Origin of the sequence: Umezawaea sp. NPDC059074 (assembly GCF_042738955.1) — a bacterium.
In the GTDB taxonomy this organism is placed as follows: domain Bacteria; phylum Actinomycetota; class Actinomycetes; order Mycobacteriales; family Pseudonocardiaceae; genus Umezawaea.
In genome coordinates, this window is the sequence record NZ_JBHYHC010000026.1 from 57,149 (window position 1) to 74,128 (window position 16,980).

18 protein-coding genes are annotated in these 16,980 nt (G+C 68.0%); 10 read left to right on the forward strand and 8 right to left on the reverse strand.

The features are described from left to right. Window positions 1-12: 12 nt before the first annotated feature. A complete protein-coding gene (locus ACFWW9_RS14765) occupies window positions 13-1,164 on the reverse strand; it encodes a helix-turn-helix domain-containing protein (RefSeq protein WP_390376591.1) in 1,152 nt (383 codons plus the stop codon). Between the two features lie 144 nt (window positions 1,165-1,308). Then, window positions 1,309-1,734, reverse strand: a complete 426-nt coding sequence (locus ACFWW9_RS14770; protein WP_390376594.1) for an NUDIX domain-containing protein — start codon at window positions 1,732-1,734, stop codon at window positions 1,309-1,311. A gap of 129 nt (window positions 1,735-1,863) precedes the next feature. Between ACFWW9_RS14770 and ACFWW9_RS14775 the strand changes: the two genes are divergently transcribed. The 7 genes from ACFWW9_RS14775 to ACFWW9_RS14805 all read left to right on the forward strand — a co-directional run bounded on the left by ACFWW9_RS14775 (window position 1,864) and on the right by ACFWW9_RS14805 (window position 7,546). Beyond that, window positions 1,864-2,643, forward strand: coding sequence for a TauD/TfdA family dioxygenase (locus ACFWW9_RS14775; protein ID WP_390376597.1), 780 nt, complete (start codon window positions 1,864-1,866; stop codon window positions 2,641-2,643). Further along, window positions 2,640-2,999: a hypothetical protein gene (locus ACFWW9_RS14780; RefSeq protein ID WP_390376600.1), complete on the forward strand. Its 360-nt coding sequence runs from the start codon at window positions 2,640-2,642 to the stop codon at window positions 2,997-2,999. The genes ACFWW9_RS14775 and ACFWW9_RS14780 overlap by 4 nt, the downstream gene beginning before the upstream one ends. After that, the gene (locus ACFWW9_RS14785) at window positions 2,996-3,457 is read left to right on the forward strand and encodes a glycine-rich domain-containing protein (RefSeq protein WP_390376603.1); all 462 of its coding nucleotides are present in this window, start codon (window positions 2,996-2,998) and stop codon (window positions 3,455-3,457) included. Before ACFWW9_RS14780 ends, ACFWW9_RS14785 begins: the two co-directional genes overlap by 4 nt. Window positions 3,458-3,475: 18 nt before the next feature. Continuing rightward, complete coding sequence (locus ACFWW9_RS14790) at window positions 3,476-4,372, forward strand: phosphotransferase (protein WP_390376606.1); 897 nt, start codon at window positions 3,476-3,478, stop codon at window positions 4,370-4,372. Window positions 4,373-4,449: 77 nt separating this feature from the next. Next, a complete protein-coding gene (locus tag ACFWW9_RS14795) occupies window positions 4,450-4,773 on the forward strand; it encodes a hypothetical protein (protein ID WP_390376609.1) in 324 nt (107 codons plus the stop codon). 172 nt (window positions 4,774-4,945) lie between these two features. After that, window positions 4,946-7,012, forward strand: coding sequence for a GNAT family N-acetyltransferase (locus ACFWW9_RS14800; RefSeq protein ID WP_390376612.1), 2,067 nt, complete (start codon window positions 4,946-4,948; stop codon window positions 7,010-7,012). Window positions 7,013-7,042: 30 nt separating this feature from the next. Next, window positions 7,043-7,546 (forward strand): hypothetical protein, encoded by a 504-nt coding sequence (locus ACFWW9_RS14805; RefSeq protein WP_390376615.1) that lies wholly within the window; start codon window positions 7,043-7,045, stop codon window positions 7,544-7,546. Between the two features lie 3 nt (window positions 7,547-7,549). Here the strand turns inward: ACFWW9_RS14805 and ACFWW9_RS14810 are convergent, their stop codons facing one another. Next, the gene (locus ACFWW9_RS14810) at window positions 7,550-8,401 is read right to left on the reverse strand and encodes a helix-turn-helix domain-containing GNAT family N-acetyltransferase (protein ID WP_390376618.1); all 852 of its coding nucleotides are present in this window, start codon (window positions 8,399-8,401) and stop codon (window positions 7,550-7,552) included. A 100-nt stretch (window positions 8,402-8,501) separates the two neighbouring features. Here ACFWW9_RS14810 and ACFWW9_RS14815 point away from each other — a divergent pair, with 100 nt between their 5' ends. Next, window positions 8,502-9,830, forward strand: a complete 1,329-nt coding sequence (locus tag ACFWW9_RS14815; RefSeq protein ID WP_390376621.1) for an FAD-dependent oxidoreductase — start codon at window positions 8,502-8,504, stop codon at window positions 9,828-9,830. Next, window positions 9,827-11,035: an MFS transporter gene (locus ACFWW9_RS14820; protein WP_390376624.1), complete on the forward strand. Its 1,209-nt coding sequence runs from the start codon at window positions 9,827-9,829 to the stop codon at window positions 11,033-11,035. Before ACFWW9_RS14815 ends, ACFWW9_RS14820 begins: the two co-directional genes overlap by 4 nt. Before the next feature lie 221 nt (window positions 11,036-11,256). Here ACFWW9_RS14820 and ACFWW9_RS14825 read toward each other — a convergent pair whose 3' ends face one another. Beyond that, a complete protein-coding gene (locus ACFWW9_RS14825; RefSeq protein ID WP_390376627.1) occupies window positions 11,257-12,480 on the reverse strand; it encodes an esterase/lipase family protein in 1,224 nt (407 codons plus the stop codon). A 777-nt stretch (window positions 12,481-13,257) separates the two neighbouring features. Beyond that, window positions 13,258-13,644 carry an ArsR/SmtB family transcription factor gene (locus ACFWW9_RS14830; RefSeq protein WP_390376630.1) on the reverse strand — a complete coding sequence of 129 codons (387 nt, stop codon included), beginning with the start codon at window positions 13,642-13,644 and terminating at the stop codon, window positions 13,258-13,260. Window positions 13,645-13,788: 144 nt separating this feature from the next. Here ACFWW9_RS14830 and ACFWW9_RS14835 point away from each other — a divergent pair, with 144 nt between their 5' ends. After that, on the forward strand, window positions 13,789-14,010 hold the full coding sequence (locus tag ACFWW9_RS14835) for a hypothetical protein (RefSeq protein WP_390376633.1): 222 nt from the start codon (window positions 13,789-13,791) through the stop codon (window positions 14,008-14,010). Between the two features lie 4 nt (window positions 14,011-14,014). Here the strand turns inward: ACFWW9_RS14835 and ACFWW9_RS14840 are convergent, their stop codons facing one another. The 3 genes from ACFWW9_RS14840 to ACFWW9_RS14850 are packed head-to-tail and all read right to left on the reverse strand — an operon-like array spanning window position 14,015 to window position 16,976. Next, window positions 14,015-15,040 (reverse strand): ArsO family NAD(P)H-dependent flavin-containing monooxygenase, encoded by a 1,026-nt coding sequence (locus tag ACFWW9_RS14840; RefSeq protein ID WP_390376636.1) that lies wholly within the window; start codon window positions 15,038-15,040, stop codon window positions 14,015-14,017. After that, entirely contained in the window at window positions 15,037-16,041 is a 1,005-nt protein-coding gene (locus ACFWW9_RS14845; RefSeq protein ID WP_390376639.1) for a copper resistance D family protein, read from the reverse strand. The genes ACFWW9_RS14840 and ACFWW9_RS14845 overlap by 4 nt, the downstream gene beginning before the upstream one ends. Next, entirely contained in the window at window positions 16,038-16,976 is a 939-nt protein-coding gene (locus ACFWW9_RS14850; protein WP_390376642.1) for a GNAT family N-acetyltransferase, read from the reverse strand. The genes ACFWW9_RS14845 and ACFWW9_RS14850 overlap by 4 nt, the downstream gene beginning before the upstream one ends. Between the last annotated feature and the right edge of the window lie 4 nt (window positions 16,977-16,980).

The following is a 16,980-nucleotide window of genomic DNA, read 5'->3' on the forward strand; positions in this document are numbered from 1 at the left end:
ACGCTGCCGCGATCACGTCGCCTCGCGGGTTGCGGCAGTGGGACGGGACGGCGCGAGCACTGCATCGATGCGGTGGAGTACGTCGCGCCCGTCGGCAGCGACGTGGATCAGTCCGCCACGGCCAGCCGCTCGCACGGCCCGCTGGATCTGGTGGGGCAACCGGTGCGTCTCAGCTTCAACGACGGCTGACCGGAGTGCGTCCTCGGCTCCGTCCCGTTCACCAGCGGCCAAGAGGACTTCTGCGGTGGTCACGCGTTCGATGACGTACCACTGCGGTGCGACCAAAGCCTTCGGCAGGCCCGAAGCCATGAGCCGGGCAGCCTCAGAAGCGCGGCCCGTGGACACCAGTCCACGCAGGTGGATCTCCCGGAAGGTGAACGAGTTGACCAGCATGCTCGGCACCGCGATGCCCTCCAGCAGGGTCCGGTAGCCGCTGATCGCGCTGTCGAAAAGACCGACGTCGCCCAGCTCACCCGCCGCTCGGGAGAGCAACCCGAGAGCGGCTCCACGCCCGTCGGCGTCATCCGAGGTGGACACGGCTCGGGTCAGGTGGGCAACCGCGGCTCGCGTGTGGTCGGCCTTGCGCAGCTCGTTGCCGTGCATCCGCAGAGCGCGAGCCAGGAATGCCCTGTCCCCGAGCTTTTCGGCCACCGCGAGCCCTCGGCCGGTCCAGCGCGCGGCGGCGGCCAGTCGTTCCTCCGGCAGCACGGTGCCGAGCGAGACTCCGAGGGCGGTGCGGGCGTGGCCGAGCAGGGTCAGGGTGTCGCGTTCGGCGTGGCCATCGGCGAATCGGGCCTCGAGTCTGGCGACCAGGGGCCACAGCTCGTTGACGGCGTCGACGGCGCGACCGGCTTGGCGGGCGATCTCGGCCAGGCGGATGGTCGAGTCGCCGAACTGGATCATCGCAGCGAAGTCGGCGTCGTCGTGGCCGGTGACGCCGAGCGTGTGCATCGGCAGGCCGAGGGTGGTGGCGATGTGGCGGCGGGTGCTCATGTCGTTGATGACACGCCGGCCCGTCTCGATCATCGACACGTAGGTCTTGTCGTAGCCCAGCAGGGCAGCGAGTTGTTCTTGGTTGAGGTGGTTGAGGCGCCGGTACAGGCGCAGGATCGTCGCCAGGTCACGGCTGCGCAGGGCGCCAGCGGACTCCGGCGTGGACCACATCCAGACCGAGGGGAGAAGACGCCGAGCAGGCACGGATGACGGTGGGTGGCGGGCTGGCGCGAAGCAGGCCAGGCAAGACGGCTCGGAGGTGAGGTTTCCCAGGGGAGTTCCGCACGTCTCGCACCATCGGCCGGTCACGGCGGTCTACCTCGCGGGTTCCGAGGCGTCCGCGCGTAGCCGGGTGAACCACGTCGTGATGGATCGCCGATAGCCCTCGGGCATGGTCAGGCCGTCTACCTCGTCTTCGGTGAACAAGCCGACCTGCTTGTGCTCGTGGGACAGCACGGGCGCTGCATCGGTGTCGGGGTGGCAGCCGTAGGTCACGATGAACACGTTCTTCTCGGCCACCTCGATGTAGTACATCCAGGTGTCGAGGATCGGCCCGGTCGTGACCGTCCACCGGGTTTCCTCGGCGATCTCGCGGGCCACGCACTCCTCGGGAGTCTCACCCGGCTCGATGCGCCCACCCGGCAACTCCCACTCGTCACGCTCGTTCTTCAGCAGCAACACCCTGCCCTCGCGCACCACGACACCCTTGATCGAGATGGGGTAGGCCGCCTGGGTCGTCACGGGTGTCCTCCGAGGTCACTGGTGGTTGGTCATCCGGCAACGTAGCACCGCAAGCCACCGTGACCCGGCCACGCGGTGTTGACAATCTGTCACTGGACGTGGCCGTCGGGGTGAGTTCTCCTGATCTTCATGCAACGACTGGGTGTGAGCGGGACGAGGACCAGGTTGGTCGAGGCTCGCCGCTGCGGCACAGAGCACGACCGCGTGATCTCCGCCTTGACCACTCGAGGGCTGGCCTTGATGGACGACCTGCCCACTCGCGAGGACTTGCTGCTGCTGGCCAGGTCGATCGCGACCGTGGTCCCCCATCGCGACAGCGACCTCGACGGCGTCACGACCCTGATCGACCTGGGCGAGCCCACCCCGCGAACCGGGCTGGCCGGCTTCAGCGCGGCCGAACTGGCACCCCATACCGATTGCTCCGGCTCGACGGCTCCACCAGCGCTGCTGATGATGAGCTGCTCGACGAGCGCGGTGTCCGGCGGCCAAGCCGTGCTCGTGGACGGCCAAGCGGTCCACGACGATTTGGCCGAGTCCGATCCCGACGCGCTCCACGCTTTCATGGGGCCGCGATCGGCCTTGTTCGGGGGTGCGAGCGGTCATCTCGGCTCGATCATTACCACCATACGACGAGAACGGCTGCTCCTGCGGCTGCGGCAAGACGAGCTCGCGCGGTTCTCCCCCGAGGTCTCCTGGTGGCTTCCGGTCTTGCGCGCGGCGATCGAACGGCACGCGATCGAGATCGAGCTCGCCGCAGGGCAGGGTTACCTCCTCGACAACCACCGTTGGCTGCACGGCAGGAAGGCCTTCACCGGGCACCGCGTCGTGCACCGCGTCCACGGCGACCCTTTGCCGGACCTCGGCATCATCACGGGCCTGCGATGCCCAGCGCCATCGGGCGCGGAGTGAGCGACACAGCGGCCATCGCCGCCTACCCGGTTCTGGCAGGCGTCATCGCACTGCGCGACGTGGGCTGGACTTTTCTCCACCGCGACCTGATCGAGGGTGTTCCCACCACGATCGAGGGTTTCCGGCTCTGGCACGGCGGGTGGATCGACGCGGTCCGAGTTCGAGGCGATGGCGACGCGATGGCGCTGCGGACCGATGGCACTGATCCACCGGGCATCGTCTGGGAGACCAGCGGGACGCTGGCTGACGTCATCGACGCGTTGCGGGTCCTGCCTTCGCCCGACCACCCCTTGGCCCCACGGCTGGTTCGGGCTACCGGCCCGATTCCGACACCATGGACTGGAGCAGCAGGATGACCTCGACCCTCATGAACACCTTGATCCCGACCGCCGTGCGCGACCGCCTGGTCGTGCAGTTGATCAACGAGCACGCCGGGATGACCGGTGACGAGGCCGCTCGGATCGTGGACCAGGCCGCGGCGTTCCTCAAGACCTGCGTCGACCACCCCGGACAGCACCTGCGCCCGAGTCGGAAGGTCGACCTCGGGTGGCACCAGTTCATCCTCAACACCGTCGACTACGCCGAGTTCTGCCAGCGCGTGGCGGGCTACTTCATCCACCATGTGCCCGACGAGTTCACCGCTCCGCGCGGCGGGTCCGCCGAGACGCGCAAGGCACTAGCCCCTACCGTGAAGGCGATGACCGCCTCCGGCTTCGAGGTCGACGCCGAGCTGTGGACGGCGACGTCGGGCCAGTGCACGCAGTGTTTCCAGGGGTGCACCAACTGCGGTAAAGGCGACGGCGACGGCCGGTAGATCGAGAGCAAGGAAACGATGACCACTCGCCACACCTGGGACGAACTGCCCGACGGTGCGAAGAAGGCAGTCGAGGAGCACACCGGCCGGGTGGTGAAGTCCGAGTCGACGCCCGGCGGACGCAACTCGGAACTATCGGAGACCCTGTTGACCAACAGCGGTCCCGTGTTCTGCAAGGGGATCTCGACGAACTCGCCCATCGTCTACATGCACCTCAACGAGATCGCCGTAACCCCGTTGCTGCCCAACGGGCTCGCCCCGCGCCTGCTGTGGCACGTCGAGACGACGGGGTGGCTGCTGCTCGGCTACGAGCACTTGTCCGGGCGACACGCCGACCTTTCCCCTGACTCCGACCACTTGCCTCTCGTGGCCGACGCGCTGGAAATGATCGGTCGAGTCGCCATTCCCCCGACATCCATTGCACGGCGGTCGATGCGCGATCGATGGGCACAGGCGCTGACACGAGAACTCGAGTCGGTGTCCTTCGCGGAGTCCGACCCGTGGTGTGCGAAGAACGGCGATCTCCTCGTCACTCTGGCAAACGAGGCACCCTCCTACATGGACGGGAACACCCTCATCCACTCCGATCTGAACCCCACCAACATCCTCGTGTCCGAACACGCAGTCGTTGTCGACTGGGCGTGGTGGCAAGTCGGCGCGCCGTGGTTCGACCCGGCCTACCTCGTCATCCGCCTCATAGCAGCGGGCCACACCCCACAAACAGCCGAGAACTGGGCGCGACAGTTCGACGGCTACGCGCAAGCGCCACCAGAGGCAATCACCGCGTTCGCCGCCTCCGCTGTCTGCATGTGGGAACGCAGGTTCACCCACACCGCAGCCACCGAGGCTGCCCGCCAGTGGGCGCGGCACCGGCTGGCTGGGCATGGCGGGGTCAACTCCCTCACAGATCCCTGATCACGCACAGCGCTCGGCTGATGACAGCCGCGAGCCGAACTTGTGTTCAAGGCCGATCAACTTGCACACTCGAACACATGTTCGACAAGGTGCACCGCGCACTTGCCCGAGGCCACGATCCGGCTGTGGACGTGTGGATTGCCTTGACCGCCATCTACGCCCCCTGGGTGGAACCGTCCCGCAGAGCACCCGTGCCCCTCGTCCAGAGCGAGGGCCTGACCATTCCCGCCCGAGTCCCTGGCGTACTCCACGCCTGGCTGCGCGCACGCGAAGGCGCATGGTTGGGGTTGGTGTCCTACAGCATCACATCCGAGTCCGACATCGGCTCGATCCGAATGCGCCATCTGGTCCCGCAAACTGCGGTTACACGACGATGGCCAGTCGGCGAAGAACCCTTCTGAATCACCACCCCAACGCCAGGACCGTTCGAACTTTGTTCGAGAACTCGAACAGCGTGACGAGTGGTTTGATTCGTCCTGTCAGGTGAGCTTCAGGCGAAATCGCGAACCGGCGACACGGATGGGTCACACTTCCAGCGTGGCGTCCACATCTGCGATCTACATAGTCGAGGCAGTGCCGGAGTCCGACACGAGCACAATCGAACGTTTGATCGAATTGGGGAATGGCTCAAAAAAGACGCTGGGGCTTTTGCCGAAGGCTGCGTACCACGACGCAGCGCAAAAGGGCTTTCTGTACATGGTTCGCGAAGGCGCCACACCGATTGGGTACACACTCTTTCGGTTGCCCCGCAACGAAGTTGCGATCACGCACCTCTGCGTCCTGCCGGACTACCGTCGACGCGGCGTTGCCCAAGAACTGGTGAACGCTGTGAGTCGCAACCACCAAGGACGCATTGGCATCCGGGTGAAGTGCCGGGACGACTACACCGAGATCCAGAAGGTGTGGCGCGGACTCGGGTTCAAGGAACTCGGTCGCGCCAAGGGGCGCGGCAAGGACAACGCACCGATGACGGTGTGGTGGCTCGACCACGGCCACCCCGACCTGTTCACCTCGCTCGACGAGGCGCCGGTGCTACAGGTCGCGATCGACGTGAACATCGTCATGGACCTCAAGCTCAGGCCCAAGCACCCAACGTCGGAGCGGTCGCAGGTGCTCCTCGCACCAGAAGTGGACAGCAACATCGAACTCGTGGTGCCGCGCGGACTCGAACGGGACATCGAGCGTCACCCGGAGAACCTCCGAGATCGGCTGACCTCGGCCGCCAACACCTTCAAGCGTCCGTCTCCCCAGGATTCGTCGCGGGTCGAGGCGTTGTTCGATCAACTCCTCCATGCTGTGCGCGCACGGATTCCGACCTTCCCGAAGTCGCCGCAGGACACCGGAGATCTGTGGCAGTTGGCCGAATCGGCAGCCAGCGGCCTGCAAGTATTCCTGACGTGGGACCTGCGGTTGCGCAACGACGTAGCCCCAATCGTCCTCCAGATGGAGAACGTGCCCGAGCTTTCACGACTCCGCATCATCGATCCTGATCACCTCGTGATCCACCTCGACGAGCTCGCACACGCCGCGGCCTACCAACCGCGAGCACTTGAGGGAAGCCACTTCAGCACGGAACTAGCGGGCTCGGAGTCCGAAGCGACTTTGATGGCCTTCTTGAACAAGACCGCAGGCGAATCGGCGAAGGAACTCCGCGAACGCCTCCACGGTCTGGCAAAGATCATCCGGTCTGTCTCGATCGTCAGGGATTCCGACCGAACGCCGGTCGGATGCAGCGCTTCCTTCGTCGAGAACGGCGTGTTGCGCGTTCCCCTGCTTCGCATCGCCGATCACAAAATGGCCGAGACCATGGCACGCCGTCTGCTGTGGGACTTGCGCGTGGCTGCCAGGGAGTACGGCGCGAAGGTGGTCAAGATCGAGGATCCCTACCTGACCCCGTTGTTGAGCCGTGCGGCGAGCCACGAGCAGTACCAGCCCATCGAGAGTGGCTGGTACGCCTGGGTGATCGACACCTGCGGGTCAGGACTTGAGGTGAGCACCGCCGTCGCCGCGGCCCACCGCCTCGTGGGAGTGGACTCCACGTCATTGCTGGCACCTGGCCTGCCTGCTGAAGTCGCTGCTTCCTACGAACGTGCGTGGTGGCCCGCGAAGATTACCGACAGCGGTCTCCCGCACTTCGCCGTGGCCATCCGGCCATCGTGGAGCGCGGAACTCTTCGGACACCCGGCCATTCTTACCCCCCGCAGCGCTGAGTTGGCGCTTGGCCGCGAGCAGGTCTACTACCGCAGCGGCCACAACAGCACCCTGTCGGCTCCAGGTCGGATTCTCTGGTACCTGAGCAAGGATCGCAGCGTGGGGCCTGCCCAGTTCATCGGAACTTCACTCCTCGACGCCATCGAGACCGGAACTCCCGAGCAGCTCTACCAAGCGCTCAACCACTTCGGCGTGTTCAGCCTCCGCGACATCGAGGAAGCGGCCAACAAGCACGGTCTCGTACAGGCGCTTCGCCTTTCCGACACCGAGATGTTCCCCGTCGGGGTACGACGCAAGAGTTACGACGAACTGCTCGACCGAGGCTTCGGCGGCCCCAGAAATATCCTTGCGCCCGCGAGGGTGCCACGCGAGACGTTCGAGGCCATCTACAAGCTCGGGACTGGTGTCAGCGCTGGACAATCGACGTGATCGCCACATTGTGAGCAACACTCCCAACGGATGATCGTCGACGGCCGGCCGGTACCGCTAAGGTCACTCCTCGTGAGCGTGACAGCGGCGGAACCCAGCGCGTTGGAAACCGGCCTACGGCCGTTGTTGTTGTCGCTCAGGCCAAGGTTCGCCGACGCCATCCTGGACCGGTCCAAAACTGTGGAGCTCAGGCGCACTCGAATCGCTGCGCCTGCGGGTACACAGCTGATTCTTTACTCCAGCACACCGGTCATGGCGGTCGTCGGGGTCGCGACCCTGATGGACCGGGACGTCGACACCCCCGCACGGATCTGGCGCAGGTACCGCACCAAGATGGGGCTCAGCCGAGCGGAATTCGACCAGTACTTCGAGGGCGCCGATCTCGCCACCGCCGTGGTGGTCGGCAATGCCACGAGGCTGGTCGACGCGCACACGCTGGCCTACCTGCGCAGCCAGACGGGGTTTCACCCGCCCCAGAGCTTCAGGTACCTGTCCAGCAAGGACCCGGAAGTTCTGCACAACCTGACTGCATAGGCGCTACTGCACCGCCGCCTTACTGGTACTCCGCCGTTCAAGGAACACGGTGTCGCGCCACTGGCCGTAATGCCGGGCGATGCGGTCGCGAACGCCGAGGGTGCGGTAGCCCGCGCTGTGGTGCAGGGCGAGGCTTGCTCGGTTCTCCGGGAAGATCGACGTCTGCAAGGTCCACAGGCCGTTGGCGTCGGCGGCGGTGACCTGCTTGCGCAGCAAGGCTTTGCCGACGCCTCGACCGCGGTGGTCCTCGCCCACGTAGACCGAGGTTTCCGCGACGCCCGAGTAGCAGTCGCGGGTCGACACGGCCGTTGCCGCCGCCCAGCCCGCGACCTGGCCGTCGACCTCGGCGATCCAGCGGTGGCCGGGCAACCACTTCGCGTCCAAGTCGGCGCGGGTGGGAACCTCGGTTTCGAAGGTGGCGTCGCCGGTGGCGATCCCTTCGGCGTAGATGCGGCGCACGGCGGTCCAGTCGTCGGGACGCAGGTCGCGCACGAGGACGTCTGAGGGGACATCGGTCGGGCAGCACGGCGTCGGGGCGAGCATGCCCATGACGACGTCGGCCGCGTGGGGCAGGCCGGTGCAGCAGGAGGGGTTCACGCTGACGAGGGTGGTGGTGCCCTGCTTGCGGAGGCTGACGAAGCCGACCTCGGAGAGCTTGCGCAGGTGGTGGGAGCAGGTGGACTGGCTGATGCCGAGCTGCTCGGTCAACTCCCCCACCGTGACCGGCTTGCTCGCGATGGCCACGGCGTGCAGGAGTCGCACGCGGGTGGGTTCGGCGAGGCAGGCGAACCACTCGGCGTAGGTCGCGGCGTCGTGCGGTGCGATCAGGCCGGGCGGGGGCGCTGTCGTCGTCATGCGTTCGAGTATCGACGCAGATCGATGGTTGCGTCAATCGGCCTGTGTCGATAGAGTTCGAATCACTATATTGACAACCTTCGATGAATGGGGTACTCCGATGAGCGACTTGCCGGTGGTTGTGGTCGGTGCGGGCCCGGTCGGGCTCGCCGCCGCGGCGAACCTGGTCGAGCGTGGGCTTCGACCGCTGGTGCTGGAGGTCGGTTCCGGACCTGGTGCGGCCGTGGCGCAGTGGAACCACGTGCGGTTGTTCTCGGACTGGGCCGAGCTGGTCGACCCGGCCGCAGCGCGGTTGCTGGAGCCGACAGGCTGGCAGCGACCGGCAGCGGGGTATCCGACCGGCTCCGAGTGGGTCGAGCTGTACCTCCGACCGCTAGCCGAGGCGCTGGGTGACGCGGTGCGGTTCGACACGAAGGTGGTCGGAACGGCTCGACGTGGCCGGGACCGGATCGTCGACGCCGGCCGGGAGACCGAGCCGCTGACGGTGCACGTCGTCACGGCCGACGGCACCGAGGAACGGATCGCCGCCAGCGGGCTCATCGACGCCTCCGGAACGTGGAACTCGCCCAACCCGCTGGGCGGCGACGGGCTGCCCGCCCTCGGCGAGCGGGCGGCAGCGGATCGGATCACCTACCGCGTGCCGGACCTGAGCGATGCGGGCGTGGTCGCGCGGTACGCGGGAAAGCGCGTTGCTGTGGCAGGGAGCGGGCACTCGGCGTTGACGGCGCTCGTGGCGTTGACCGGGCTTCCCGACACGAAGGTCATCTGGTTGCTGCGGCGCGGTGCGGTCGGCGACGTCTTCGGCGGCGGGGATGCCGACCAGCTACCCGCCCGCGGCGCGTTGGGTGAGCGGGCCAAGCAGGCGGCGCGCGACGGGCACGTCGAGGTGGTCACGGGGTTCCGCACGACCGGGGTCGAGCGTTCCGAGGACGGCAGGCTCGTGCTGGTGTCGCAGGACGAGCACCGACTGGAGCCGGTGGACGAGGTCGTGGTGCTGACCGGGTTCCGCCCGGACCTGTCCTGGCTCTCGGAGATCCGACTGGACCTGGACCCGGTGTTGCAGGCCCCGAAGGCGCTGGCGCCGCTGATCGACCCGAACGCGCACTCGTGCGGCACGGTCTACCCGCACGGAGCCGCCGAGCTGGCCCAACCCGAGCCGGGCGTGTACCTGACCGGGATGAAGAGCTACGGCCGCGCTCCGACGTTCCTCGCGATGACCGGCTACGAGCAGGTGCGCAGTGTCGTGGCGAAGCTCGCCGGGGACGACGAGGCCGCCGCCCGAGTGGAGCTGACGCTGCCCGAGACCGGTGTCTGCGGCGGGGCGGGCGTGTTCGACGTGGAGGTAGCCGACAAGCCCGCCGACAGCGGCGGCTGCTGCGCTCCGGCCGAGCCGCAGGTGTTGACGCTGAGCGCGCCTTCCGCGCGTTGACCGCCGAGGTCGAGCGGTCCGGCACACAAGAAGAGCGTGCCGGGCCGCGGAACGTCCTCGTGGTCCTGTGCCTGACGCAGATCACCAGTTGGGGCGTGCTGTTCTACGCCTTCCCCGTGCTGGCACCGACGATCGCCCGCGACACGGGCTGGTCGATGCCCGCGGTGATCGTCGGGTTCTCCCTCGCGCAGATCGTCAGCGCGGTCGTGGGGATCCCGGTCGGCCGGGTGCTCGACCGCCGTGGGCCGCGGGTGGTGATGACGTGCGGCTCGGTGCTCGCGGTGAGCGCCGTCGTGCTCTTGGCCACGAGCCAGAGCTATCCGGTGTTCCTGGTCGCGTGGTTCTTGATCGGCACGGCCATGGCGGGAGTGCTGTATCAGCCCGCGTTCGCGGCGTTGACGCGCTGGTACGGGGAACGCCGGGTGACCGCGTTGACCACGCTGACCTTGATCGGCGGTCTTGCCAGCACGGTGTTCGCTCCCTTGAGCGCCGTGCTCGACGAGCACCTGGGGTGGCGGATCAGCTACCTCGTCCTGGCCGCCGCGCTCGGCCTGATCACGATCCCGGCGCACATCTTCGGGTTGCGCCGACCGTGGACCGCGCACGTCGCCACGACCGAAGACGTTGCCGATCCCGAACGGATCGCACGGAGTCCGGCGTTCGTGACGCTCGTGGTGGCGTTGAGTCTCGGCGCGTTCGCCGTGTACGCCGTTGTCGTCACACTCGTGCCGCTGTTGACCGAGCGAGGTCTGTCCACCACGACGGCGGCGTGGGCTTTGGGGCTCGGCGGCGTCGGGCAGGTGTTGGGGCGCTTGGGTTACGGCAGATTGACGGCCCGGACCACAGTTCGAACCCGGACGACCGTCATCCTGCTGACCTCCGCCGCGACCACCGTCCTCTTGGGACTGCTGCCCGGTCCGGCCGTGCTGCTGATCGGCGCGGCGGTGCTGGCGGGGTGTGCTCGGGGTGTGTTCACGTTGCTGCAAGCTACGGCGGTGTCGGACCGGTGGGGCTCGGCGCACTACGGCCGCCTGGGCGGACTGCTGTCCGCTCCGGTCGCGGTGACCACGGCGTCGGCACCGTGGGTGGCCACCTCGCTCGCCGGGTCGATGGGCGGCTACTCGGCGGTTTTCCTCGTGATCGCGGTGATCGCGGTGATCGCCACTGCCATCTCGCTCGGGTCGATTCCGCGGAACACCGACTAGAGCTTGTCCTGCAAGCCGTTGATCTGGGCGTCCGGCATTTCTCTGTAGTGGTTGGTCGCGGCGTGTTGACGGGTTCTGACCCGACTGGCGGCGCCCAGGGCGGGGTCGCCTCGACCGTCCCTGGGCGGCACCGTCGACTCCGGCGGTGGATCGCGTGCGGGGTCTTTCGAGTGTGCCGTCCCGGTTCGCGGCGGGCCGCGAACCGGGCGCGTGGGAAGCCTCTACGGCAGTTGGTCGAGGAACCAGGTGGACAGTTCCTCGGTGATCAGGGTATGGGTGTCGTTCTGCGAGGCGAGTTTGACGGCGTGGAAGGGCGTCTGCTCCAGATCCTGCACGCTGATCGGGGTGTAGAGGTCGTCGTGGGTGGCCGGTTCCCGCAGGGCGACGGCGCTGACGGTCGGAACGAAGCAGTGCTCGCGGACCGGGTTGTCGACGCCGAAGCCCACGACCTCGTTGAGGGCATCGGCGAGGATGCCGAAGCCGTGCAGGGTGCCGCCGGGCGCGCCGTCGATGTCGGGCAGTCCGCCGGTGCGGATCTCCCGGGTGGGCACGGTGACCACCCGCAGCTTGGCCACCAGTTGGTCCTCGCCCTCGGCCTGGGTGTACAACGCGGTGCCGGTCACGCCGAGTCCCTTGCCGGTGAGGGCCGCGGCACCGGGCGCGACGCCGTTGCCCTCACCGCCGCCGGGACCGTTGGCCAGGGCGACCAGCCGGGTCTGCCGGGCACGGGGCCAGTTGCCGACCTCCTCCAGCGCGCGCAGGAACGCCAGACGCGCATCGCTGGTGGCGGGCTTGTCCTCCCAGCCCGCGATGTGCTGCCAGAGCAACTCCTGGGAGGCCGGGCTGTTGATCTGATCGGAGAAGCGGGAGTCGAGCTTGCGGGTGTAGTGCGCGAACGCCTGGAGGGCGATGGGGATCCAGGCACCGGTGTGCGGGCTGTCCCAGGAGAAGTAGAGCTGCGCCTCGTGCTCGATGCCAGCGGTCTCCATCTTGGCCAGGGCGTAGCGGGTGACCAGGCCGCCCATGCTGAACCCGCCGACGGTCAGCGGGTGATCGCCGACGCGGCGGTCGATCGCCTCGGTGACCGCGGCGGTCACCGCCTCGGCGTTCTGCAGGATCGACGCGCTGCGCTCGTGGTAGCCGACCAGGACGACGTCACGGCCCCGGCGGCGGAGCTCGCTCAGCAGCGGGAACGGGCCGTGCTCCAGCTGTTCCCAGGTGAAGGAGAGGTCACTGGGGCCGACGCTGAAGCCGTCCGCCAGCAGAACCGGGCGGGTCAACGCGCTGTTGCCCTCGCCGTAGTAGACCCAGGCGGTGCCGTTGGGCAGGTCCCAGACGTCGCTGGGCGGTGGCGGGATGCGGTCGGTCGTGCGCGGACCGGGCGCCAGGACGATCGGCGTACCGGACTGGAGGGCATCTGCGGCCTGCCCTTCCGTGATGCTCATGAACTTTCCTTCCTGAAGACGACGACGGAACGGACACCATCGTTACGCATAGCAGCCTGGCGAATACTGAAAGTCACACCATCGAGCGGGGTGAACCCCACCGCCAGCGCGTTCGACAAACGGTCGATTGATGAGCACCTGTCCTCGGGCTCGGCGAGGCGCCGGTGGTCAACCGGCAGGCTCTACGCCGGTCGATGAACACGTTCGTTGAACGACTCGAGGGGCACTGTGGCGTTGGTGGGGCTGGTGGGGGTCAGCACGAGCAGACAGGAGACCGCGCGGCAGCACGACGCGCTCGACGAGCTGTGTGTGAAGGTATGAACCGATGATCTTGCCGCTACACGCATCCCAAGGTGAAAGGCATGAGCTCCAGCAGCTCCTCGGACAAGTTGATCGACGCGGCCACAATCGCCGAACTTCGTCAGGAGGCGGGTGACCAACCGTGCACAACATGATCATCGCCGTGCGAAGGACTTCGTGGCCGGGCTGTCCCGGATTGTCGCGAGGAGTCGCCAGCTGGGAGGCTGGCATCCCCAGGCGATCAGGGGTGGATCCGGGTCCGGCGTGACAGACCAAGACATCCACTGTCATGACCGGAAACGGTAATCGCGAACAAAGGTTTGTTTACATCCCTCAACCCGCCGAGCGCTAAGTCGACGCCGGGTCGTGTTCGCCAGTCCAGAACGGGCCGACCAGATCGCTTCCGCCTGCCAAGCGCGCGAAACTCACCATCGCAAGGATCGCGTTGCGGCTCCGATGACACTTACAGGACACCACCTAGCAGCGGAAATCACCGAGGTCGACGCTGCCTACGACGCCGCTGGCGAGCGGGCCGTGGCCGCCAAGCCACTGCTCGGCCGGGCCAAGGCTGTCTGTGCTCAAGCGGTACCAGCTCCATGTGCCGCGGCGTTCGCGGGTCAGGATTCCGGCCTGTACGAGGACGCGGAGGTGGTGGCTCAGGGAGGCCTGGGGCATGTCGAACTCGCGGGCGAGGCCGCAGAAGCAGGCTTCGCCGTCGTTGGCCCAGCGCACGAGGGTGACCAGGCGGACGCGGATGGGGTCGGACAGGGCCTTGAAGACCTTGGCCATGTGCTCGATGTCGGTGGTCACGGTCGACGATCGCGCCGCGGCCGCCTTGGTGCGGCTGTCGCCGTTCGTGTTCACCCTTTCATCTTCACTTGTTCATCGGCGGTCGGCTAGCTCTCCCCTGCCGCGTCGCTAGATTGACAGTCATCGATTCAGGCTGGTTGACTTGGATTGGTGAATGTCGATCCAAGGCAGCCGGGAGAGGACGTTCTGGTGGCACACATGGCTGGTAGGCCTCCCGTGCGGATCATGGTGCTCGCCCGGCTGATCACGCTGCTGAACTGGGCTTCCGACCACCGCGTCGAGTGGGGAAGCCTGGTCGCGGCGGTCTGGATCGTGCTGGTGCGCGTCTACGGCGAGCCGTGGTGGGTCGCGGCGTTGTGCGGGGCGCTGTTCGGCGTCGTCGCGGTGCTGTGCCTGCCCGCGACTGGCGACCGGCGCTGACGGCTCAGCTCAGGTCTGCCGCGATCTCCGTGACGGCCGCCTTCGCCGTGCGGCCCACGCCGATCAACGTCGCCGACGCCGCGCCGGTCCAGTTGCCGTAGCCGAGCAGGTGCAACCGAGGCTCACCGACAGCACGGGTGCCGGTGGTGGGGATGAGGCCGTCGGGCGCTCGAAGTCCCAGCGGTGACAAGTGACCGAGCGCGGGGCGGAAGCCGGTGCACCAGATCACCGTGTCGGCGGGTTCGCGCGTCCCGTCCGACCACACCACGTCCTGGCCGTCGAAGCGGTCGAACACCGGCCGCGCCGTCAGCAGGCCCGCGTCCCGCGCGAGGCGCACGGGCGGGACGGCCACGATGTCGCCGAGGTGGCCGATGCCGCCGGGCTTGGTGGTCGCGATGTCGAACAGGGCCTTGCCGTCGATCTCGTCGGGCAGGTAGCGCGGTGGACGGGCGGTGCACCACGTCAGGTCGACGTGCTCGGCGAGGTCGGCGGCGATCTGGGCTCCGGAATTGCCGCCGCCGACGACCACGACCCGTTGTCCGGCGAACTGCTCCGGCCCGCGGTACTCGACGGTGTGCAGCTGGCGGCCGGTGAACGTGCCGGGGATCGTCGGGATGAACGGGCGCCACCACGTCCCGGTCGCGCTGATGACCGCGCCCGCGGTCCAGTCGCCGAGATCGGTTTCGACGCGCAGGCCGTCCGGATCCCGACGTACCGACCGCACCCGGACAGGCCGGTGGATCGGCAGTTCGTAGCGCTTCTCGTACGCCGTCAGGTACTCCACCACGTGCTGAGCGGGCGGGTAGCCCTCGCGGAACGCGGGCATTGGCCAACCAGGCAGCGAGCTGTGCCGGGCCGGGGAGAACAGGCGCAGCGAGTTCCAGCCGTGCGGCCACGCGCCGCCGGGCTCGGTCCGAGCGTCGAGGATGACGAAGTCCAGCTTCGCCCGCCGCAGGTAGTACCCGGCCGCCAGGCCCGCTTGGCCGCCGCCGATCACCACGACCTGGGTCACCACTGCCTCCGACGTCATCCGAGCACCGGGCTTCGAGCGAGGATCGCGGCGAACCCGAAGGCCAGCCCCATGACCGACAGCTCCAACGCTACCCAGGCGACCAGCGCGGTCCGGTGCCGCTCCCGGATCGCGGGCAGCAGCCGGAACCGGATGTGCGCGCCGAGCAGGCCGACGGCCACCAGACAGGTCGCCTTGCACAGCAGGACCAGGCCGTACTGGGTCGTGACCAGGGCCTCGTACCTGGTCACGCCTGGTGTCACCACGAGGTGCAACCCCGCAGAGGCCATGCCGGTGACGGCCGTGAGGAACACGCAGACCGTGGCGAGGCTCGAGAACCTCGGCAGTGCGTCGGCGAGGAGGTCGCGGCGTTTCCCGAGCAGGACCACCACGGCGAAGAGGCCACCGGTCCACGCCGTCGCCGCGAGCACGTGGAGCTCCAGGCAGAGCACACCGATCGCGAGAAGGGCCGTCGGCGCTTCGAACGAGTGGCCGCTGGGAGGCAACGGGAGCAGCGTCAACGCCGCCACGATGACGGGCACGGCAGGTGGCACCCGTCCGGGGAGCCGGTAGCCGACTGCGGCGACCACGAGGTTCACCACCGCTCCCCCGGCGACCAGCGACAGCGCGGTTCCGGTGCGGAAATCGCCGACGTAGCCGACGACCAGGGCGAGGTCGATCGGGTGTCCCACGTGGACGGTCGCGACCTCCAGCACCAGACAGGTGAGCGCGGCCGACGCCCAGACCGCGGAGGACAGCACCGCGAAACGCCTGCCGCTCGGGGAACCGGCCGAAAGAAAAGGAAGCAGCGCCAACCCGAGCGTGATCAACGCAGCGATCGTGATCGCCATCCGAGCCAGTGGCAAGCCGACCACGACCGCCGTCGAAGCCTCCACCAAACCGGGAGTCGAGGTCGCGGCCGCCATCGCGCACCCGATGAGGACACCGGACACGCCACCCGTCACCAGCAGCGCGGTGAGCGGCACTCCCGGTGTCCGCGTGGGCAGGCGGGTCACCGTCATGGACGCCGGGCAACGCGGTGCACGGTCACGCCGTCGAGGTAGTCGGCCCGGTACGGGCGCTGGTCGACAGTCGGGTCCGTGGTGAACAGCTCTAACCGGAGCCGTTCACCGCGGTGTGGCGTTCCGTTGGCGTCGAGCGCGTAGGAGAGCACGAACGACGGGTCGGTGAGGGCGCTGAGGCCGACGATCCGGTCGGCCTGATCGGAGCCGGAGCCGGGGTCGACGAGGTGGGAGGGGATCGCGGAGAAGCCGAGGCGGTTCTTGAAGCCGAACAGGCCGGGCTTGGCGAGGTGGCCGTAGAGGTTGGGGTCGCTGCCGAGGCTCACCCAGGCGAAGCCCCGTTGCCGGGCGACTTCGACGACCTCCAGGTAGAGGACCTTGGCGAGGCTGGCCTGGCGCTGGTCGGGCACGGTGGTGGAGAAGCGGGCGCGCACCTCGTCACGGGTGCGCGACTGCTGGTTGAGGCTGGCGCCGACGAGGTCGTCGCCGTCGCGGATGCAGACGGCGAAGTAGTCGTCGGCTTCGGCCAGCAGCATGTCGCGGTTCTGCGAGGCGATGGCCAGGCCGTGTGCCATCCGCGCGATCCCGGCCTCGTACAACGGGAGGAAGGCGTCGAGCAGCGCCGAGTCGACCTGCTCGACCTTGACCGACAGCCCGCTCTCGACGGTTCGTCGCCGGGCCGTGCGGAGGTTCTGCCGGTCCTTTCCGGACAGCCGTGCGATGAACTCCTCTTCGCTCGCGGCGCTCGCCGCGCGCCAGGTGAGGACCTGGGGCTTGGGGAAGAACCCTGCCGCCACCAGGTCCGGCCACCAGTCCACCGGCGGGTCCTGCACCCGCACCACGTCCACGTCGAACCGGTGGGGGCGCCAAGCGCCCGCCAGCGCCTCGTCCACGTCGACGACGGCCATGGGCACGCCGAGCGCCATCGTCCTCATGGTC